General features: G+C 74.7%; 15 protein-coding genes. 5 read left to right on the forward strand and 10 right to left on the reverse strand.

Features of this window, described 5'->3' with window-relative positions; all coding sequences use genetic code 11:
* Nucleotides 1–47 precede the first annotated feature (47 nt).
* The 7 genes from murD to rsmH form a co-directional block, all read right to left on the reverse strand.
* Complete coding sequence (murD, locus tag OH807_RS12745; RefSeq protein WP_406197712.1) at nt 48–1,496, reverse strand: UDP-N-acetylmuramoyl-L-alanine--D-glutamate ligase; 1,449 nt, start codon at nt 1,494–1,496, stop codon at nt 48–50.
* Complete coding sequence (mraY, locus tag OH807_RS12750; protein WP_406197715.1) at nt 1,493–2,554, reverse strand: phospho-N-acetylmuramoyl-pentapeptide-transferase; 1,062 nt, start codon at nt 2,552–2,554, stop codon at nt 1,493–1,495. The genes murD and mraY overlap by 4 nt, the downstream gene beginning before the upstream one ends.
* Nucleotides 2,554–3,957 (reverse strand): UDP-N-acetylmuramoyl-tripeptide--D-alanyl-D-alanine ligase, encoded by a 1,404-nt coding sequence (murF, locus tag OH807_RS12755; RefSeq protein ID WP_406197717.1) that lies wholly within the window; start codon nt 3,955–3,957, stop codon nt 2,554–2,556. The genes mraY and murF overlap by 1 nt, the downstream gene beginning before the upstream one ends.
* On the reverse strand, nt 3,954–5,606 hold the full coding sequence (locus OH807_RS12760) for a UDP-N-acetylmuramoyl-L-alanyl-D-glutamate--2,6-diaminopimelate ligase (protein WP_406197719.1): 1,653 nt from the start codon (nt 5,604–5,606) through the stop codon (nt 3,954–3,956). The genes murF and OH807_RS12760 overlap by 4 nt, the downstream gene beginning before the upstream one ends.
* Nucleotides 5,607–5,612: 6 nt before the next feature.
* Complete coding sequence (locus OH807_RS12765; RefSeq protein WP_406197721.1) at nt 5,613–7,898, reverse strand: penicillin-binding transpeptidase domain-containing protein; 2,286 nt, start codon at nt 7,896–7,898, stop codon at nt 5,613–5,615.
* A 133-nt stretch (nt 7,899–8,031) separates the two neighbouring features.
* A complete protein-coding gene (locus OH807_RS12770) occupies nt 8,032–8,586 on the reverse strand; it encodes a cell division protein FtsL (RefSeq protein WP_406197723.1) in 555 nt (184 codons plus the stop codon).
* Nucleotides 8,587–8,622: 36 nt separating this feature from the next.
* Nucleotides 8,623–9,597, reverse strand: coding sequence for a 16S rRNA (cytosine(1402)-N(4))-methyltransferase RsmH (gene rsmH, locus OH807_RS12775; RefSeq protein ID WP_406197725.1), 975 nt, complete (start codon nt 9,595–9,597; stop codon nt 8,623–8,625).
* A 568-nt stretch (nt 9,598–10,165) separates the two neighbouring features.
* Here rsmH and OH807_RS12780 point away from each other — a divergent pair.
* The 4 genes from OH807_RS12780 to OH807_RS12795 all read left to right on the forward strand — a co-directional run bounded on the left by OH807_RS12780 (nt 10,166) and on the right by OH807_RS12795 (nt 15,927).
* Nucleotides 10,166–10,708 (forward strand): beta-class carbonic anhydrase, encoded by a 543-nt coding sequence (locus OH807_RS12780; protein ID WP_406197727.1) that lies wholly within the window; start codon nt 10,166–10,168, stop codon nt 10,706–10,708.
* Nucleotides 10,709–11,181: 473 nt separating this feature from the next.
* Complete coding sequence (locus OH807_RS12785; RefSeq protein ID WP_406210954.1) at nt 11,182–12,147, forward strand: AAA family ATPase; 966 nt, start codon at nt 11,182–11,184, stop codon at nt 12,145–12,147.
* Nucleotide 12,148: 1 nt separating this feature from the next.
* Nucleotides 12,149–13,471, forward strand: coding sequence for a DUF58 domain-containing protein (locus OH807_RS12790; protein ID WP_406197729.1), 1,323 nt, complete (start codon nt 12,149–12,151; stop codon nt 13,469–13,471).
* Nucleotides 13,468–15,927, forward strand: a complete 2,460-nt coding sequence (locus tag OH807_RS12795) for a transglutaminaseTgpA domain-containing protein (RefSeq protein WP_406197731.1) — start codon at nt 13,468–13,470, stop codon at nt 15,925–15,927. The genes OH807_RS12790 and OH807_RS12795 overlap by 4 nt, the downstream gene beginning before the upstream one ends.
* A gap of 175 nt (nt 15,928–16,102) precedes the next feature.
* Here the strand turns inward: OH807_RS12795 and OH807_RS12800 are convergent, their stop codons facing one another.
* The 3 genes from OH807_RS12800 to OH807_RS12810 form a co-directional block, all read right to left on the reverse strand.
* Entirely contained in the window at nt 16,103–16,492 is a 390-nt protein-coding gene (locus OH807_RS12800) for a DUF3040 domain-containing protein (protein ID WP_406197733.1), read from the reverse strand.
* Nucleotides 16,493–16,934: 442 nt separating this feature from the next.
* On the reverse strand, nt 16,935–17,687 hold the full coding sequence (locus OH807_RS12805) for a methyltransferase domain-containing protein (protein WP_406197735.1): 753 nt from the start codon (nt 17,685–17,687) through the stop codon (nt 16,935–16,937).
* 79 nt (nt 17,688–17,766) lie between these two features.
* Complete coding sequence (locus tag OH807_RS12810; protein WP_406197737.1) at nt 17,767–18,354, reverse strand: SAV_6107 family HEPN domain-containing protein; 588 nt, start codon at nt 18,352–18,354, stop codon at nt 17,767–17,769.
* Between the two features lie 573 nt (nt 18,355–18,927).
* On the opposite strand from OH807_RS12810, the gene OH807_RS12815 reads away from it, so the two are divergent.
* A complete protein-coding gene (locus tag OH807_RS12815) occupies nt 18,928–19,560 on the forward strand; it encodes a DUF4126 domain-containing protein (protein ID WP_406197739.1) in 633 nt (210 codons plus the stop codon).
* Nucleotides 19,561–19,565: the final 5 nt, after the last annotated feature.

Below are 19,565 nucleotides of genomic sequence, written 5' to 3' on the forward strand. Positions count from 1 at the left end.
CCACGTTCTGCTCTCCTCGTTCCGCGGCTCGCCCGGCCGGTGGGCCGTCAGCTGCCCGCCAGCTCCCGGACCGCCGCCGCGAACAGGTCGCCGCGCTCGCCGTAGTTGGTGAACATGTCCATCGAGGCGCAGGCGGGGGCCAGCAGCACCGTGTCACCCGATTGGGCGAGTGACGCAGCCGTTCGGACCACCTCGGTCATCGCCACCGCGCCAGTCTGGCCCTCGGCCGCCTCGATCACCGGGACATCCGGGGCGTGTCGCGCCAGCGCCTCCCGGACCACCGCGCGGTCCTCGCCGATCAGCACCGCGCCGCGCAGCCGCTCGGCCGCGCCCTGGACCAGGTCGTCGAAGGTGGCGCCCTTGGCCAGGCCGCCGGCGATCCAGACGATCGGCCGGTAGGCGGCCAGCGAGGCCGCCGCGGCATGGGTGTTGGTGGCCTTGGAGTCGTCGATGTAGGTGACGCCGTTGACCACGCCGACCTCGGCGATCCGGTGGGCGTCCGGGCGGAAGGCCCGCAGGCCCTCGCGGACGGCCTTCGGGTCGACCCCGTACGCCCGGGCGAGGGCGGCGGCGGCCAGTGCGTTGGCGATGTTGTGCGGCGCGGGCGGGTTCACGTCCGCGACGGAGCCCAGCTCGGCGGCGTTCTTGGCCCGGTCCGGCACGAAGGCGCGGTCCACCAGCAGGCCGTCGACCACGCCGAGGTTGGACAGGCCGGGCGAGCCGAGGCCGAAACCGACCGCCCGGCAGCCCTCCTCGACGTCGGCCTCGCGGACCAGCGCCTCGGTGGCCGGATCGGCCAGGTTGTACACGCAGGCGACGACGTTGCCCTGGTAGATCCGGCCCTTGTCGGCGGCGTACGCCTCCATCGAGCCGTGCCAGTCCAGGTGGTCCGGCGCCAGGTTGAGCACGGCGGCCGCGTACGGGCGCAGCGAGGGCGCCCAGTGCAGCTGGTAGCTGGAGAGCTCGACCGCGAGCACGTCGTACGGCTCCTCGGCGAGCACCGCGTCCAGCACCGAGACCCCGACGTTGCCCACGGCGGCGGTGCGCCGGCCGGCGGCGGTGAGGATCGCGGCGAGCATCTGGACGGTGGTGGTCTTGCCGTTGGTCCCGGTGACGGCCAGCCAGGGGGCGGGCTCGCCGGTGGACGCCAGCGGCCGGCGCAGGCGCCAGGCGAGTTCGACGTCGCCCCAGACCTCGATGCCGGCCCGCGCGGCGGCGGCGAAGAGCGGGCTGCTCGGCGGCCAGCCGGGCGAGGTGACGACCAGCCGGGTGCCCTCGGGCAAGCCCTCCCTGTACGTCCCGGTACCGTCGCCGAGGCGGACGGCGACGCCCTGGGCCTCCAGCTCGGCGGCCCGGGCCCGGAGCCCTTCGCCGGTGCCGCCGTCCACGACGGTGACGCGGGCGCCGAGGCCGTGCAGGACGCGGGCGGCGCTGATGCCGGAGACGCCGAGCCCGGCCACGGTGACGGGCAGTGCGGCCCAGTCGGGGTCGGTCATCCGGTCACCCATCCCGCGTAGAAGAGGCCGAGGCCGACCGCCACGCAGAGGCCCTGGATGATCCAGAACCGGACGACGATCAGGACTTCGGTCCAGCCCTTGAGTTCGAAGTGGTGCTGCAGCGGGGCCATCTTGAAGACGCGCTTGCCGGTCATCCGGAAGGAGCCGACCTGGATGATCACCGAGAGGGTGATGATCACGTAGAGGCCGCCGAGCAGCGCGAGCAGCAGCTCGGTGCGGGAGCAGATCGCCAGGCCGGCCAGCGCGCCGCCGAGGGCGAGCGAGCCGGTGTCACCCATGAAGATCTTGGCGGGCGAGGTGTTCCACCAGAGGAAGCCGAAGCAGGAGCCCATCAGGGCGGAGGCGACGACGGCGAGGTCCAGCGGGTCGCGGACGTCGTAGCAGCTGGCGGTGGCCGAGATCGCGTACGCGCAGCTCTGCGTGTACTCCCAGATCCCGATGAAGGTGTAGGCGCCGAAGACCATCACCGAGGCGCCGGTGGCCAGGCCGTCCAGACCGTCCGTGAGGTTCACGCCGTTCGACATGGCGGCGATCATGAAGTAGGCGAAGATCACGAACAGCACGGGGCCGACGGACCAGCCGAAGTCCCGGACGAAGGAGAGGTGCTGGGAGGCCGGGGTGAGTCCGCGGTCGTCGCCGAACTGCAGGGCCAGCCCCGCGAAGGCCAGGCCGACGGCGGACTGCCCGACCAGCTTCGCCTTGGCCCGCAGGCCGAGCGAGCGGCGCTTGACGACCTTGATGTAGTCGTCCAGGAAGCCGACCAGGCCCAGACCCACCGTCAGGAAGAGCACCAGCAGCCCGGAGGCGGTCGGGGACTCGCCCGTTATCGCCTTGGTGACGAAGTAGGCGATCAGCGTGGCCAGGATGAAGGCGATGCCGCCCATGGTGGGCGTGCCCTTCTTGCTGTGGTGCGCCTTGGGGCCGTCGTCGCGGATGTACTGGCCGTAGCCGCGCTTGGCGAGCAGCTTGATCAGGGCCGGCGTGCCGAGCAGCGACAGGATCAGGCCGATCATGCCGGAGAAGAGAATCTGCTTCATCAGGCGGTCGCACCGTCCGCGAGCAGCGCCTCGGCAACCTTCTCCAGCCCCACCGAGCGGGATGCCTTCACCAGGACCACATCCCCCGGCCGAAGCTGACTGCGCAGCAGCTCGACCGCTGCGTCCGCGTCGGACACCAGCACCGACTCCTCACCCCACGAACCTTCGTTCCTCGCGCCCAGTTCCATGCAGGCCGCCTCGCGTCCGCCGACCGCCACCAGCTTGGTGACGTCGAGTCGTACCGCGAGCCGCCCGATGGCGTCATGCTCGGCCAGGGTCTCCTCGCCGAGCTCCCGCATCTCGCCGAGCACCGCCCAGGTCCGGCGGCGCTCCGGGCCGCGTCCCCCCATCGAGACCAGCGCCCGCAGCGCGGCCCGCATGGAGTCGGGGTTCGCGTTGTAGGCGTCGTTGACGACGGTGACACCATCGGCCCGGTCGACGACCTCCATGCGCCAGCGGGACAGCGCACCCGCCTCGCTCAGTGCTTCGGCGGTGTCGTCGACGGACATCCCGAGCTCCACCGCCACCGCGGCGGCGGCGAGGGCGTTCGAGACGTGGTGCTCACCGTACAGGCGCAGGTGCACGGGTGCGGAACCGGCCGGGGTGGTCAGCGTGAACGATGGCCGTCCGGTGGAGTCCAGGCGAACATCCTGTGCCCGGACGTGCGCGTCCGGGGACTCCCCGAACAGCACCACCCTGGCCCTGGTCCGGGCAGCCATCGCGCGGACCAGCCGGTCGTCGGCGTTGAGGATCGCGGCGCCGTCCGCGGGCAGCGCCTCGACCAGCTCGCCCTTCGCCTCGGCGATCGCCTCCTTCGAGCCGAACTCGCCGACGTGCGCGGTGCCGACGTTCAGCACCAGGCCGATCCGGGGCGGCGTGATCGAGGTGAGGTACTCGATGTCGCCCTTGTGCCGGGCGCCCATCTCCATCACCAGGTGCCGGGTGCCGGCCTCGACCCGCAGCGCGGTCATCGGGTGGCCGATCTCGTTGTTCAGCGAGCCGGGCGGGTAGACCGTCTCGCCGCGGCGCTGGAGCAGCTGGGCGATGAGGTCCTTCGTGCTGGTCTTGCCGGCCGAGCCGGTCAGCGCCACCACGGTGGTGCCCTCGGCCCGGGCGACCACGGTGCGGGCCAGCTTGCCCAGCGCGTCCACCACGCTGTCGACCAGCACGGCGGGCACGCCGACCGGGCGGGAGGCGAGCACCGCGACGGCGCCGGCCGCGACGGCCTGCGCGGCGTAGTCGTGTCCGTCCACGTGCTCGCCGGCGAAGGCCGCGAACAGGCAGCCGGGGCCGACCTTGCGGGAGTCGACCTCGACCGGGCCGGTCACCCGGGTCGCGGGGTCGGCGCCGTCGAGGGTGCCTCCGACGGCTGCGGCCACCTCGGCGAGGGTCAGTGCGATCACGGCTGCTCCACTCCTGCGGTGCCCCGGGCGGCCGTGGTCTGCGTGATGGATTCGCGCAGCACCTCCCGGTCGTCGAAGGCGCGGATCTCGTCTCGTACGTACTGGCCGAGCTCGTGGCCCTTGCCGGCCACCAGCACGGTGTCGCCGGCCTGGGCGCGGGCCACCGCGAGGTGGATCGCCTCGGCGCGGTCGGGGACGACCAGGACGGCGCCGCGCCCGGCCTCGGGCACCGAGGCGGCGCCCGTCAGCATGGTCGCGAGGATCGCCAGGGGGTCCTCGCTGCGCGGGTTGTCGCTGGTCAGCAGGGCGGTGTCGGCGAGCCGGGCCGCGATGGCGCCCATCGGGGCGCGCTTGTGCGGGTCGCGGTCGCCGCCGCAGCCGACCACCACGTGCAGCCGGCCCTTGGTGACCTCGCGCAGCGAGCCGAGGACGGCCTCCAGCGCGTCGGGCTTGTGCGCGTAGTCGACCACCGCGACGTAGGGCTGGCCGGCGTCCACCCGCTCCAGGCGGCCGGGCACTCCGGGCACGGCGGCGATCCCGGCGACGACCTGCTCCAGCGGCAGCCCGGCGGTGGCCAGCACCGCGATCGCGGCCAGCGCGTTGGCGACGTTGAACGGGCCGGGCAGCGGGACGGCCGCGTCGGCGGCGGCGCCGTCCGGGCCGAGCACGCGGAAGGTCGAGCCGACCGGGCCGAGCTGGACGTCGACGGCCCGCCAGTCCGCCTCCGGCGCCCCGGTGGCGGAGAAGGAGGTCATCGGGATCTCCGCCTCGGCGAGCAGCCGGCGCCCGTACGCGTCGTCCAGGTTGGCCACGCCCCGGCGCGACTTGCCGGGCTGGAAGAGCCGGGCCTTGGCCTGGAAGTAGTCCTCCATGTCCGGGTGGAAGTCGAGGTGCTCGGGGGTGAGGTTGTTGAACAGCGCGACGTCGTAGGCGACGCCGTCGGTGCGGCCGAAGACCAGCGCGTGGCTGGAGACCTCCATGGTCACGGCGTCCGCACCGCGCTCGCCCATCACGGCGAGGATCGCGTGCAGGTCGGTGGCCTCGGGGGTGGTCCGCTCGCTCTTGATCCGCTCGCTGCCGACCCGCATCTCGACGGTGCCGATCACCCCGGGGCTGTGTCCGGCGCCGAGCAGGCCGCCCTCGACCAGGTAGGAGGTGGTGGTCTTGCCGTTGGTGCCGGTCAGCCCGAGCATCAGCAGCCGCTCGGAGGGCCGGCCGTAGACGGCCGCGGCCAGCTCGCCCATCCGGGCCCGCGGGCGGTCGACCACCAGCAGCGGCAGGCCGGTGCCGGCCGCCAGCTCGGCGCCGGCCGGGTCGGTGAGCAGCGCCACCGCGCCCGCCGCCGCGGCCTGGGCCGCGAAGGCCGCGCCGTGGTGGTTGGCGCCCGGGAAGGCCACGTACACGTCGCCCGGGCGGACGGCGCGGGAGTCGTGGGTGACGCCGGTGACCGGGCCCCCCTCGACCGGCGCGAGGCCGAGCAGGCGGGCCAGCTCGGCGAGCGGCTGGGCCGGCGCCCGGTCGGGGCGCGGCGGACTCACGGTGATTTGATCGGGTTTCGGCACGGCGCGAAGGCTATCCGCCGAAGGGTGCCCAGGGCCAAACCGGGCCTCCCCGGTGCCGCCGCCCTGCCCCGCCCGCTGCTTGCTCATGGTCGATCACGGCTTCCACTCGACGGGCAGGTTGGGTGCCTCGCTGCCGCTCGGCGGGACCTGCAGGGTCTTCAGGGTGAACTCCATCACCTGCTTGAACACCGGACCGCAGAGCTGGCCGCCGAAGTGGCCGTTGACCGGGTCCTGGATCACGCAGGAGACGGTGACCCGGGGTGCGTCGGCGGGGGCGAACCCGATGAACGAGGCGGTGTAGCCGCGGTAGCCGCCGGTCTTCGGGTCCACCCGGTTGGCCGTGCCGGTCTTGCCGGCCACCCGGTAACCGGGGATGGCCGCCTTGCCGCCGGTGCCCTGCTCGTCGGTGACGACCGACTCCAGCATCTCGGTGAGCGTCTTCGCGGTCTGCTCGCTGACCACCCGGGACTCCGCCCCGGGCGCCGCCGGGGTGTACCGGCCGTCCGGCGCGGTGGTGCCCTGGACGACGCTGGGGGTGACCCGCACCCCGCCGTTGGCGATGGTGGAGAACACCGAGGTGGCCTGCAGCGCGTTCACCGAGAGGCCCTGGCCGAACGGGATGGTGTACTGCTTGGACGCCTTCCAGTCCTCCGGCTTCTCCAGGATCCCGGCGGTCTCGCCGGGGAAGCCGAGGCCGCTCTGCTGGCCGATGCCGAACCTGCGCAGGTAGTCGTAGAGCACCTTGTTGGACTCGGGCTGGGTCGCGCCGAGCGTCTGGGCCGCCTCGATGGTGCCGATGTTGGACGACTTGGCGAGCACGCCGGCCAGCGTCAGGTACCAGGTCGGGTGCTCGACGTCGTCCTTGAACGCCGTGTCGCCGCGGACCAGCGGGTACGGCACGGTCACCTTGGTGTCCCAGGTGGCCTTGCCGGTGTCCAGCACGGCGGCCATGGTCATCAGCTTGGCGGTGGAGCCGGGCTCGTAGGCGTCCTGCAGGGCCGCGTTGCCGAGCTGGGCGGACTTGGCGCTGCTCAGGTCGTTGGGGTTGAAGCCGGGCGAGGTGGCCATCGCCAGCACCTGACCGGTCTTCACGTCCTGGACGACGACGTAGCCCTTCTCCGCCCCGGCGTTGCTCACCTGGTCGGTGATGGCGCGCTGGGCGGCCCACTGGATGTCCCGGTTGACGGTCAGCCGCAGGTCGGTGCCGGGCACGGCCGGGTCGAGCGAGCCACCGGCGGTGGGCACCAGCCGGCCGCCCGACTGGGCGTAGCTGCTGTGACCCTCCTTGCCGGCCAGCACCTTCTGGTACTGCGACTCCAGGCCGCCGGCGCCCTCGCCCTCGGCGTTGACGAAGCCGACCAGGTTGGCGGCCAGTCCGTCCGAGGGGTAGACCCGCTTCTGCGTCTCCCGGTTGAAGACGCCGGCCAGCGGGTTGACGCACTCGTTGTCCAGCCTGGTCCGCCCGCCCTCGTCCACGGCCTTGTTGAGCAGGCGCTTCTGGGCCGCGCAGGAGCGCGAGCCGGCCTGCTTCTCCAGGCCCGACTTGAGGTCGCTGATCTGGTTCTTGACGTCCGGGGTCTGCTGGGCGGCGAGCCGTTTGTAGCGGGTCTTGGGGGTGTGCAGGTCGGCGGCGATCTTCTCCTTGGGCAGGCCGAGGATCGGCGCCAGCAGCGCGGCCGCCTGCTCGGGCGCGTCCGGGACGCCGGCCGCCTGGGGGGTGAACATGGCCGGGTCGGCGGTGATGTCGTACGCGTCGACGGTGGTGGCCAGCGCCACGCCGTCCGCGGACGTTATCGAGCCGCGCTCGGCGGTGATCGGGATGTTCAGGTAGCGGTTGGTGTTGGCGTCCGCGGCCAGCGCGTCGGAGTCCAGCAGCTGGAGCTGGACGAGGCGGCCGGCGAAGACCGAGAAGACCAGGGACAGCGCCACGGTGACGACCCGGAGCCGGCGGCGCGGGTCGGCCAGCCGGATCGCCCGGGGCTGCGGGCGCAACGGCGGGCGGGACTTCGGACGTGGCCGGGCCGGGGCCTGGCCGCGGACCGGCGGACGGCCCTCCGGACGGCGCTGCTGGGGTGTGCGGGGCGCCCTGACCTGCTGGTTGCGGGCCGGCTGGACCTTGGCGGCCGCCGGCTTCGCGGGCTGCTTGGGCCGGGCCGCGGCGGCCGCCGGCTTGGCCGGCTGCTGCCTCGCAGACGGTTTCGCCGACTGCTTCGGCTGTGGCTTCACCGGCTGCTTCGGCTGCGCGGGCCGGGCCGGCCGGGCGGGCTGGACCTTGCCGGTCTGGGCGCGCGGGGCCTGCCGGGGGGCGGCGCCCTTGGCCGGGGGCCGCGGACGGCCGGTACCGCCGGTGCCGCCGGAGGGCTGTCGGGGCGTGCTCATGCCGCCACCTCGCTGCGCGCTGCGCGCCACCCGCCCATGATCCGCCCGTTCCCCTCGCGCTGCTCGTACCGCTCGTGCCGCCCGTGCCCCGCCGGCGGTCCGGCCGGCCGCGCCGGCCCCCCGCGCCGCCGGCTCACCGGCCCGCACCCGCGGTCGGGGCCGGCGCGGGGGCGGCGGGGTTGATCTGGACGGTGGTGTCGCCGCCCGGCGCGGGGGCGACGGGCTGGGCGCTCGGCGACGGCTGCGCCTTGCCCGGCCACGGCTCGACGGTGGATCGTTTCACCGGCTGGCCGTCCTGCGCCGGGGCCGGCGTACCGAGCACCTTGCCGCCGTTCGGGACGTCCAGGAAGGCCATCCCGCCGGCGGGCACCATGCCCAGTTCGGCGGCCCGGCGGGCCAGCGCGTCCGGAGCGGAGTTCTGGTCGATCTGGTGCTGCAGGCCCTGCTGCTCGTCGGTGAGCACGGTGGTCTGCCGCTGGAGCCGGGACAGCTCGAAGGAGCCCTCGTTGAGGGCGGTGTTCAGCGCCAGCAGACCGAGCAGGCCGGCCGCCAGCAGGACCACCACCAGCACCGCGAACGGCGTCCGCCCCCGTACCGGGCGCCGCCCGGGGCGGACCGTGATCCGCGCCCTGCCGCCCTGCCCGGGGAGCACCGCGCTCCCCGCCCCGCCTCCGGCCACCGGCCCCACGCCCTCTCCTCCGCCCTTCGGCCCGCCGCGGCCCGGTCAGCCCCGGGTGCTTCGGTCCCTGATCCTCTCCGCCACCCGCAGCCGCACGGGCGCGGCGCGCCGGTTCTCCTCGATCTCCTCCTCGGTGGCCTGCTCGGCCCCGCGGGTGATCAGCTTCAGCCAGGGCTGGTGCTCCTCGGGGACGAACGGCAGCCCCGGCGGGGCCGTGGTGGTCGCCCCCGCGGCGAGGTACTGCTTGACCAGGCGGTCCTCCAGCGACTGGTAGGACATCACGACGATCCGCCCGCCCAGCGACAGCACGTCCAGGGCCCCCGGGATCGCCCGGTCCAGCACCTCCAGCTCGCCGTTGACCTCGATCCGCAGGGCCTGGAAGGTGCGCTTGGCCGGGTTGCCGCCGGTGCGGCGGGTGGCGGCCGGGATGGCATTGCGCACCAAGTCGACCAGACGCGCGCTGTTGGTGAACGGTTCCTTCTCGCGCTCGCGCAGGATGACCGAGGCGATCTTGCCGGCGAACCGCTCCTCGCCGTAGACCTTGAGGATCCGCGCCAGCTGGCCGTGGGTGTAGGTGTTCAGCACCTCGGCCGCGCTGATCCCCCGGGTCTGGTCCATCCGCATGTCCAGCGGCGCGTCCTGGGCGTACGCGAAGCCGCGCCCGGCCTCGTCCAGCTGCATCGAGGAGACGCCGAGGTCGAACAGGACGCCCTGCACCTCGGGGATGTCCAGGCGCTCCAGCACCTCGGGGATCTCGTCGTAGACGGCGTGCACCAGGGTGGCCCGGTCACCGAACGGGGCCAGCCGGTCGGCGGAGAGCTTCAGCGCCGCCGGGTCACGGTCCACCGCGACCAGCCGGACGTCCGGGAACTGCGTCAGCAGGGCCTCGCTGTGCCCGCCGAGGCCGAGGGTGGCGTCCACCACCACGGCGCCGGGCCGCGAGATCGCCGGGGCCAGCGCGTCCATGCACCGCTGCAGCATCACGGGGACGTGCTTGGGGGCAGGATCGTCGGTACTCATGCGCGGTGGCGCCCTTCCTCGGTGCGGAGCAGCCCGGTGTCCGGGAGCTTCCGACCATTTTGGCCCACTGCGCGCCGCGACCGGCGCCTGGGGGAGCTCCGGCGGCCGCGGACGCGGCCCGTGGTCCCCGCCCGCTCCTGGGGAAGGTACTGGCCGCCCGGCGCCGGGGAAGGTGCGCCAGGTGGCACGGAGCGGGTGGAGGCCACGGGCCGCGTCGGACGCCGGACCGGCCGGAAGGGCCCGGTTGACGGGCCCCGGGGGGTGTGCTCCACTGCGCCGCAACTCTATCGCCCAGGCCCGGTCAGTCAATCGTCCGCTCCGGCGCACCACCCGGGCGGCGGAACGGATCACCGCAGGTCGAAGCCGTCCCGGCGGCCCGGCGGCGGCACCGTCCGGGGCGGCGCCGGGCGGCGCGCGCCCCGGCGGCAGGCCCCCGGAGCACGTCGGACATACCATGCCGAACCGGCCGACCGGAGCGCCGGCTTGTGGATATGCGCTCGGTCACAGCCCCGTGCTCTGTGGACCCCGGCCTCACCACGGAGCACCGAATCGCACTAACGTCTCCGGTATGACAGTGACCCCCGACCGGCCCACGCCGACCGCCGCTGCCGACTCCGCCGCACCGACCATCATCGACCGCTTCGTCGCGTCCAACCGCGACTACGCGGTGACCTTCCGCGACGGCGGCATGGACGCCCGCCCGGTCCAGAAGATCGCCGTGGTCGCCTGCATGGACGCCCGCCTCGACCTGTTCGCGGCGCTCGGCCTGGAACTCGGCGACGCCCACGTCATCCGCAACGCGGGCGGCGTCGTCACCGACGACACCATCCGCTCCCTCACCATCAGCCAGCGCGCCCTCGGCACCCGCTCGGTCGCGCTGATCCACCACACCGGCTGCGGCCTGCTCGGCCTCACCGAGGACTTCCGGCGCGAGCTGGAGCTGGAGGTCGGCCAGCGCCCGCAGTGGGCGGTGGAGTCCTTCGTCGACCTGGACAGCGACGTCCGGCAGTCCATGCAGCGGGTGCGCACCTCCCCCTTCCTGCTGCACACCGACGACGTGCGCGGCTTCGTGTTCGACGTCCACACCGGGCTGCTCCGCGAGATCTCCTGACCCTGTCCCACCCCCGCTCCGCCACCCCGGCCCGGCCAGTGTCGTCCGGGCCCCGCGGCGGCCACCCCGGCACCGCGCGGCGCCGTGCACCGACGATCCGCCGCAGCGCCGCGCCGACCGCCCGGCCGGACCGGGGTGCTGCCCCGGCGGCCCTCCGTACGCTTCCCCCCGGGCTTCCCCGACGCTTCCCGGCGCAATGGTGACTTCTGGCCGCCACCCGGGGGAGAATGCGCCTGCCGGTCGGACCCCGAACCACCTGGGGCGGCCAGGCCGCAGGCCGCAACCCCCGGCACCGGTTCCCGCACGGAACCGCTCCCGGAGGGCCCGCGTCAAGCATGGGGTGGGGGCCGGTCTCGGGGTGAGGCGGGCGCAGCGTGCCAGGGAGCGAACGGGTGACGAGCTACAACGATCAGGCCGGTCTCGAAGGTCGTACGGGGGGCGATCAGCGGACGCCCGGGTACCTCCCGGTCGGTCTGCCGGAGCTCGCCGCCGTCGTGGACCGCGTGCGGGCCAACATCGAGAGCGTGATCGAGGGCAAGCCGGAGGCCGTCCGGATCGCGCTGACCGTGCTGCTCGCCGAGGGCCACCTGCTGCTGGAGGACGTGCCCGGCGTCGGCAAGACCATGCTGGCCAAGGCGCTGGCCCGGTCCGTCGACTGCACCGTGCGGCGCATCCAGTTCACCCCGGACCTGCTGCCCTCGGACGTCACCGGCACCAACATCTTCGACCAGCACCAGCGCGACTTCGAGTTCCGCCCGGGCGCGATCTTCGCCCAGATCGTGGTCGGCGACGAGATCAACCGCGCCTCGCCGAAGACCCAGTCCGCGCTGCTGGAGTCGATGGAGGAGCGCCAGGTCACCATCGACGGCACCAGCTACGAGCTGCCGTCGCCGTTCATGGTGGTGGCCACCCAGAACCCGGTCGAGATGGAGGGCACCTACCCCCTCCCGGAGGCCCAGCGGGACCGCTTCATGGCCCGGATCTCGATGGGCTACCCGAGCCCCGAGGCCGAGCTCGCGATGCTCGACGTGCACGGCGGCGCCAGCCCGCTGGAGGACCTCCAGCCGGTCGCGCACGCCGCCGACATCCTCAAGCTGATCGAGCTGGTGCGCACCGTGCACGTCGCCGATCCGGTCCGCCGGTACGCCGTCGACCTGGTCGGCGCCACCCGGTCCAGCCACGAACTGCGGCTCGGCGCCTCGCCGCGCGCCACCCTGCACCTGGTCCGCGCCGCCCGCGCCGCCGCCGCGCTGGACGGGCGCGACTACGTCACGCCGGACGACATCCAGCGGCTGGCCGTGCCGGTGCTCGCCCACCGCCTGATGCCCACCGCCGAGACCCAGCTCAGCCGGCGCACCTCCGAGCAGATCGTGGCCGACCTCGTCGCCCGCCTGCCGCTGCCGCGCCCGCAGGGCGGCCCGGCCGTCCGGAGGGGCTGAGGTGGGGCCGTCCGACGCACCGTCGGGCCTGCGCGCCGGCCTGCGCGGCCTCACCACCCGCGGCCGCTCCTTCCTGGCCGCCGGCGGCACCGCGGTGGCCTGCGCCTACCTGCTCGACCAGGACGCGCTGCTGCGCGTCGGCGTCCTGCTCGCGGCGCTGCCGCTGGCCGCCGCGCTGCTGCTGGCGAACACCCGTTACCGGGTGGCCAGCGGCCGGCGGCTCTCGCCGCGCCGGGCGGTGGCCGGCCAGGAGGCCCGGGTCCACCTGCGGGTGGACAACGTCTCCCGGGTGCCCACCGGCCTGCTGCTGCTGGAGGACAAGGTCCCGTACGTGCTCGGGCCGCGCCCGCGGTTCGTGCTGGACCGGGTCGAGCCGCGCGGCAACCGCGAGGTGTCCTACCGGGTCCGCTCGGACCTGCGCGGCCGCTACCCGCTCGGCCCGCTCCAGCTGCGGCTCTCCGACCCGTTCGGGATGTGCGAGCTGAACCGCTCCTTCGCCGCCTCCGACGTCCTCACCGTGGTGCCGCAGGTACAGCACCTGCCGCACGTCCGGATCAGCGGCGAGTGGGCCGGCCAGGGCGAGAGCCACACCCGCACTCTGGCGCTGGCCGGCGACGACGACGTCATCCTGCGCGAGTACCGGCCCGGCGACGACCTGCGCCGGGTGCACTGGAAGTCCACCGCCCGGTACGGCGAGCTGATGGTCCGCCGCGAGGAGCAGCCGCAGAAGGCCCGGGCCACCGTGCTGCTCGACACCCGCGAGACGGGCCACCGCGGCAGCGGCCCCGCCTCCTCCTTCGAATGGGCGGTCAGCTGTGCCGCCTCGGTCGCCGTCCACCTGCTGGAGCGCGGCTACCAGACCCGCCTGCTCACCGACACCGGCCACTGCGTCCCCGGCCCCGCCGCCGGCGGCGGCAACACCGCCGCCGACGCCTCCGGCCAGATCCTGGACGCGCTCGCGGTGGTCGACCTCTCGGACGGCGGCGGCCTCTCCCGCGCCGAGGAGCCGCTGCGGGCCACCGGTGAGGGCCTGCTGGTCGCCGTCGTCGGCGAGCTGGACGAGGCCCAGACCACCCGGCTGGCCCGGCTGCGCAACCGCACCGGCGGCGCGGTGGTCTTCCTGCTCGACACCGGCACCTGGGCCGGCCTGCGGATGCTCGCGCCGGACACCGGCGGCGAGGAGTTCCGCGCCCGGGTCCGGCAGCTGCGCGAGGCGGGCTGGACGGTCCTGCCGGTCCGCGCCGGGGACTCCGCCCCCGACCTGTGGCAGGCCGCCGACCGGACCGAGTCGCCCTCCCCCTACCGAGAAGAGGCCGGCGCGTGACCACCCGGGCCAAACTGACCGTGTACTCGGCGCTGGCCACCGCCCTGGCCGCGCTCTGCCTGACCCCGCTCCTCACCACCAAGGGCTGGATCACCCACGCCGTCCTGGTGGTCGCGCTGGTCGCGGCGGCCGGTGCGGGCCTGCGCCGCACCCCCTTCTACCGCTGGACGGTGCCGCTCGGGCAGCTCTTCGTGCTGCTGGTGCTGCTGCTGGTCGGCTTCGCGAGCTCCACCAACAAGTTCGGCGGGGTGATCCCCGGCACCGAGTCGGTGCAGACGCTCGCCCGGGTGCTCGGCCACGGGCTGGACGACATCCGGGAGTACGCGATCCCGGCACCGCCCACCCCGGGCCTGCGGCTGATGCTGGTCGGCTCGGTCGGGCTGATCGCCATCGTGGTGGACACCGTCGCGGTGACGTACCGGCGCTCCGCCCTGGCCGGGCTGCCGCTGCTGGCGCTCTACTCGGTGGGCAACGGGCTGGCCGGCGAACGTGGCAGCTGGATCTGGTTCGGCCTCGCGGCCGCCGGCTACCTGGTGCTGCTCTTCGCCGAGGGCCAGGACCGGGTCTCCCGCTGGGGCCGGGTGTTCCGCGGCTCCGCGCGCACCGGCGAGGGCGGCGGCTCGCTCAGCCTGGGCGGCCAGCGGGTCGGCATCCTGGCACTGGCCGTCGCCCTGCTGGTGCCGGCCTTCCTGCCGCACTGGGACGGCGGACTGATCCACAGCAGCTCCGGGGGCGGCTCCGGCGGCGTCGGGGGTGCGAGCAATCTGGATCCGCTGGTCACCCTGGAGGCCGCGATCACCCGGCCCACCAGCGCGGAACTGCTCACCTACCGGATGGACAGCAGCCTGGCGGACACCGCCTACCTGCGGACCGGTTCGCTGGACGCCTTCGACGGCGCCGCGTGGAAGCTCAGCAACCCCGGCAGCATGGACCTCAAGGCCCCCTTCCCCCCTCCCGAGGGCCTCAAGGACACCAACGTCGTGGCGGTCCAGGGCGACTTCAGGATCAGCGACAGGCTGGAGTCCGGCTGGCTGCCGATGCCCTACCCCGCACAGAGCGTCGGCGTCCCCAGCCCCGGCAACTGGCGGGTGGACACCCTCACCGGCACCGTGCTGCCGGCCAGGGGCAAGGAGAAGGCGCTCAAGGGCCTGGAGTACAAGGTCACCGCACTGGACGTCCGGCCCACCGCCCAGGAGCTCCGCCAGGCGCAGCCGGCCCGCTCCCAGATCATCGAGCGCTACACCGAGCTGCCCAAGGACCTGCCCGCGCTGGTCCGTCAGCAGGCCGAGGCCGTCACCCGGAACGCGAAAACGGGCTACGACAAGGCCCTCGCCCTGCAGGACTGGTTCACCGGACCCGACTTCACCTACGACACCAAGATCAAGGCCGGCACCGGCAACTCCGCGATCGAGGTGTTCCTGAACGAGCGCAGGGGCTTCTGCGTGCACTTCGCCTCCACCATGGCGGCGATGGCCCGGACCCTGGGCATCCCCGCCCGGGTCGCGGTCGGCTTCACCCCGGGCGACGCCAAGGGCAACGACCTGTACTCGGTGAACGGCCTGATGTACCACGCCTGGCCCGAGCTGTACTTCGAGGGCTTCGGCTGGACGCGTTTCGAGCCCACCAAGAGCGTCGGCGTGCAGCCGAGCTACACCGAAGCCGTCGCCCAGCCCTCCACCGCGCCGACCGCCGCCCCGACCGCCGCCGCGCAGAGCTCGGCCCCGGTCGCGCTGCCCTCCAACAGCAGCGACTGCGACCCGAAGCTGCGGCGGATGGGCGAGTGCGGGGACGAGAAGCGGACCGCCGCCGGCGCCCAGCAGGAGTCCTGGCTGCTCTCCTGGCAGGTGCTGACCACGCTGGCCGGCGTCCTGGTGCTGATCCTGCTGCTGCTCACCCCGATGCTCTGGCGGACGCTGCTGCGCCGCCGCCGGCTCGGGGCGGCCGGGCGGCGCCGGCCCGGCGGGGACGGCCCGACCGGCCCGACCGGGCTGACCGACGAGCAGGTGCTGGCCGCCTGGGACGAGCTCGTCGACTCCGCCTGGGACGTCGGCATCGCGCCGGACGAGTCGCGCACCCCGCGCGCCGCCGCCCGCCGGATCGCCGAGGCCGCCGAGCTGGACGAGGCGTCGGCGGCCGCCGCCGGCCGGGTGGCAATGGCCACCGAGCGGGTGCTCTACGCCCGGTCCGCCGAGGTGTCGGCGCCGGTGATGGCCGACGTCCGGACCGCCCGGGACGGCCTGCGGGCCGGCGCCGGCCGGGCGGGCCGGGCGAGGGCGGCGCTGCTGCCGCCGTCCTCGGCCCAGCTCTGGTGGCGGATCTCCGACGCGGTGCTGGCCGGGCGGCTCGCGGTGCGGAGCCGGCTGACCCGGGCGGCGGGGACGGTCACCGGACCGCTCGGCCGCCTGCGGGACCGGCTGCGCCGCCGGGGCGGCCCGCAGTGCGACGGGAAGGCCTGACCGGGACAGCACCCGGCCAGGACAGCGCCGAGGGCGGGCAGTCGCTTCGACTGCCCGCCCTCGCGGCGTTCACGGGTGCTGCCCGGGGTGGCCCGGCCGGTGCGGATGCGGTGCTGCGGCACGGCCGGTGCGGATCAACCGGCCCCGACGTTCGCGGGCCCCGGTGTCCGAAGGATCAGAAGCCGCCGGTCTGCTCGTCCCGCCGGCGCTGCCAGCGCTGCTCGACCCGGTCCATCATCCCCGCCTTGCGGCGCGGAGCGGCGGCCGGGCGCGGACCGGACGCCTGGCCGGCCGGGCCCCGGCGCCAGCCCGTCACGGCGAAGACCGCGCACCCGAGCATGACCAGGAATCCGACGACGCTGACCCAGATCTGGTCGGGCACGACCATGCCGCCCATCAGCAGGCCGATGCCCACCACGAAGCCGCCGATGGCCAGATAGACCCGCCGACGGGTGTGAGCGCGCAGCCCGGTTCCCTCTAGCGCCGACGCGAATTTGGGATCTTCGGCATACAGCGCTCGCTCCATCTGGTCGAGCAGTCGCTGCTCGTGCTCCGAGAGCGGCACGGAGTCCTCCTACTCGTCGGTCGCGGGTGCGACCGGTCCGCCGCCCCGGTCGGGGAGGCAAGTCCAATCAGCCTTGGGAACACGCGGTCGGACGCCTGTACGGGGGCCCGGGTCCGTGTGGTCCATATGCCCCATGCATCCGGCTGTCATGCTTTCCGGCTTTACCCAGATCATACGGTCCACCGCCCCGTTACGGGGTGGTCGACCACGCGTGGGCGGGGCCGCTTCGGGCGCTCCCTGCCGCACTAGGACACAACGCGGCACCGCACGGACAAGTGCCCGACCGGGTGGAATCGGCCGGGACCTGGGGAGCTTCGGCGGAGCCGGTCCGCCGGCCGGGCGCACGCCGGCCGGGAACCGGGTGGTGATCAGGGGGTGATCGGCCGGTGAGCGGACGGCGCCGGGCCGGTGAGCGGACGGCGAACGACTGCGGGCGCTCCGGTCAGGCGAGGGTGGCCAACAGGTGGAGCTGGGTCGCGACGGCGTGGAAGGCGGGCTGCCCGGCGGCGGCCTCCTCCAGCTTGAGCAGCGCCTCCAGCGCACCCGGCTCGGCGTCCACCAGGACGCCGGGCACCAGGTCGGCGAAGACCCGCACGCCGTGCACCGAGTCCACCCGCAGGCCCGCGCCGGCCGCCAGGCGGTCCAGCTCGTCGCCGGTGAAGCGGCGCGGCATCGGGTCGTGCTCGCCCCAGCGGCCGTCGGTGGCCTCCAGCACCGTCCGGGCGTCGTTGAAGTGGCCGCCGAGCGCGCGGGCCAGCACCGCGCCGTTGCGGTTGGCGGCGAGCAGGCTGACGAAGCCACCGCGGCGCAGCGTGCCGGCCAGGCTGCCGAGCGCCTCGGCAGGGTCGTCCACGACCTCCAGGACGCCGTGGCAGAGCACCGCGTCGACGGTGCCGGGGGCGACCAGCTCGGGCAGCGTCTGGGTGTCGCCCTGGACGGCGCGGACGAGGTCCGTCACGCCGGCCTCGACGGCGCGGCGCTCCAGCGCGAACAGCGCGTCCGGGCTCGGGTCGACCACGGTGACGCGGTGACCGAGCCGGGCCACCGGGACGGCGAAGTTCCCGGTGCCGCCACCGGTGTCGACCACGTCGAGCACCGGCTGGTCCAGCTCGGCCGCCCGCTTCTCCAGGGCTGCCCGCACCACCTCCCACACCACGGCGGTACGCAGGGCGCTGCGGGGACGCGTCGGGTACAAGGTCGGGCTCCTTGGCACGTGCAGATCGATCAGGATGCCTCCACCTTAGACCGGCCGGGGTGCGCGGCCGTGCCGCCGGTCACCGCGGGGCGCCCGGGTCGTCACCGCCGCCGCCGTCCAGCGGCAGCCGCGGGGCGGGCGGGGCCGGGCGCAGGCCGAGCAGCCGCTCGGCCAGGCGCAGGAAGAGCGCCGTGTTGCGGATCAGGTCGTCGGCGTCGCGGGCCGAGGCGGCCCCCCTGATCCCGGCCTCGGCGGCCGCGCGGCGGCGGGCCCCCGCCGCGAAGTACACCGCCCACTCGGCGAGCTCGGGGGCGACCTCGGGCAGCACCTCCCAGGCGCTGCGGATCGCCTGGCGCCGCCGGGCGCTCTTCTCCGGCCGGCCGCGGACGGCCAGCACCGCCGCGACGGTGCGCAGGGCGGCGAGGTGGGCGGTGGCGTACCGCTCCAGCGGGTCCTCCAGGAGGCGGGAGCCGGCGAGCGTGCGGTGGGCGTCGGCGAGCAGGCCGAGTGCGGCGGGCGGGGCGGCGGCCCGGCGCAGGACGGGGTGCACGTCCCCGCCGGACGGGGCACCGGTGCCCGGCCGGTGGCCCTCGGGCTGCGGCGCGGCCGGTCGGTGGGAGGCGGAGTGGAGGCGTGCGGGGACTGGTCCGGGCCGGCTGACGGTCATGGTCTCCCCCGTTCCGAGGCAGCGCACGGACCGGGTGGTCCGTGCTCCTCCATCGTGACCGGCACCACTGACAATCCGGCTCCGCCGAAGATCCGGCTCCGCCGCCGGGCCGCGGGCCCCCGGGCATGCGTGCGGGCGGCGGCCGCCCGGCCGTTCCCCCCCGGCCCCGCGCACCGCCGCCCCGCACCGACCGGAGCGCCGCCCCCGTTCCCGGCGCTTCGGAGCCCCCAGGATCACCGGTCCCCCCTGACCGCGCTCCGCCGCCCCGTGTCGGCGGTGCACGGCCTGCGTCCGGCTCCGGTGCGGACCAGCCGGTGACGCCCGGCGACCGTCGCGGCCGTCGGACGGCAGCTGTCCGCCGTCCCGGTCCCGCAGCGCCCGACGCGCCGCCGTCCCGGTGTCCACCACTGTGCCGTCCGCGCAGGTCGCAGGGCCATCCGCTCGGATACTCAACCGTGTTTCTGAGTATCCGTACTCAGGCCGTGCGGGCCGGGAACCGGAGGTCGCCCGCCCGGCGTCCCGGTACGGTACGGCGAGCCGGGCGGATCCCGGCGGCACTCGGAGGAGGAACGGATGACCATCCTTCCGCTGGTCTTCACCAGCGGGCTGGCGAGCGGGATCAACGCGTACGCGGTGGTGCTGCTGCTCGGCCTGCTGGGCCGGTTCGCCGAAGCCGGTTCGGTGCCGCCCGCGCTGGAGCGCACCGACGTGCTGATCGCGGCGGCCGTGCTGTTCCTGCTGGAGGCGGTGGCCGACAAGATCCCGTACGTGGACAGCCTCTGGGACACCGTCCACACCGTGATCCGTCCGATCGCGGGTGCCACCGTGGGCGCACTGATCGCGAGCGCCGACCCGGGCTCGCTGCCCGAGGTCGCGGCGGGCGCGGTGGGCGGGACGACGGCCCTGGTCAGCCACCTGGTGAAGGCCTCGCTCCGGATGGCGGTCAACACCTCGCCCGAGCCGGCCAGCAACATCGTGGTCAGCCTCGCCGAGGACCTCTCGGTCGCCGGCCTGGTCACCCTGGCGATCTTCCATCCGTGGGCGGCCGCCTCGATCGCCGCCGTGCTGCTGATCGCCGGCCTGCTGCTGGTCCGGTTCGTGATCACCCGGATCCGCCGGTTCCGCGACCGCCGCCGGGAGCGAAGGGCGGCCCGCGCGGCCGGCCGGCCGCAACCCGTGGACGGGGTGTACGGCGCCCAGCCATAGGATCT

The organism is Kitasatospora sp. NBC_01560 (assembly GCF_045208415.1).
Classification (GTDB): Bacteria; Actinomycetota; Actinomycetes; order Streptomycetales; family Streptomycetaceae; genus Kitasatospora.

Excerpts from the sequence above, each read along its gene's own strand:
- OH807_RS12780 (WP_406197727.1), top strand. The coding sequence starts at position 10,166 with ATGACAGTGACCCCCGACCGGCCCACGCCGACCGCCGCTGCCGACTCC.
- OH807_RS12815 (WP_406197739.1), top strand. The coding sequence starts at position 18,928 with ATGACCATCCTTCCGCTGGTCTTCACCAGCGGGCTGGCGAGCGGGATC.
- murD (WP_406197712.1), bottom strand. The coding sequence starts at position 1,496 with ATGACCGACCCCGACTGGGCCGCACTGCCCGTCACCGTGGCCGGGCTC.
- mraY (WP_406197715.1), bottom strand. The coding sequence starts at position 2,554 with ATGAAGCAGATTCTCTTCTCCGGCATGATCGGCCTGATCCTGTCGCTG.
- rsmH (WP_406197725.1), bottom strand. The coding sequence starts at position 9,597 with ATGAGTACCGACGATCCTGCCCCCAAGCACGTCCCCGTGATGCTGCAG.
- OH807_RS12760 (WP_406197719.1), bottom strand. The coding sequence starts at position 5,606 with ATGAGCAAGCAGCGGGCGGGGCAGGGCGGCGGCACCGGGGAGGCCCGG.
- OH807_RS12810 (WP_406197737.1), bottom strand. The coding sequence starts at position 18,354 with ATGACCGTCAGCCGGCCCGGACCAGTCCCCGCACGCCTCCACTCCGCC.
- OH807_RS12765 (WP_406197721.1), bottom strand. The coding sequence starts at position 7,898 with ATGAGCACGCCCCGACAGCCCTCCGGCGGCACCGGCGGTACCGGCCGT.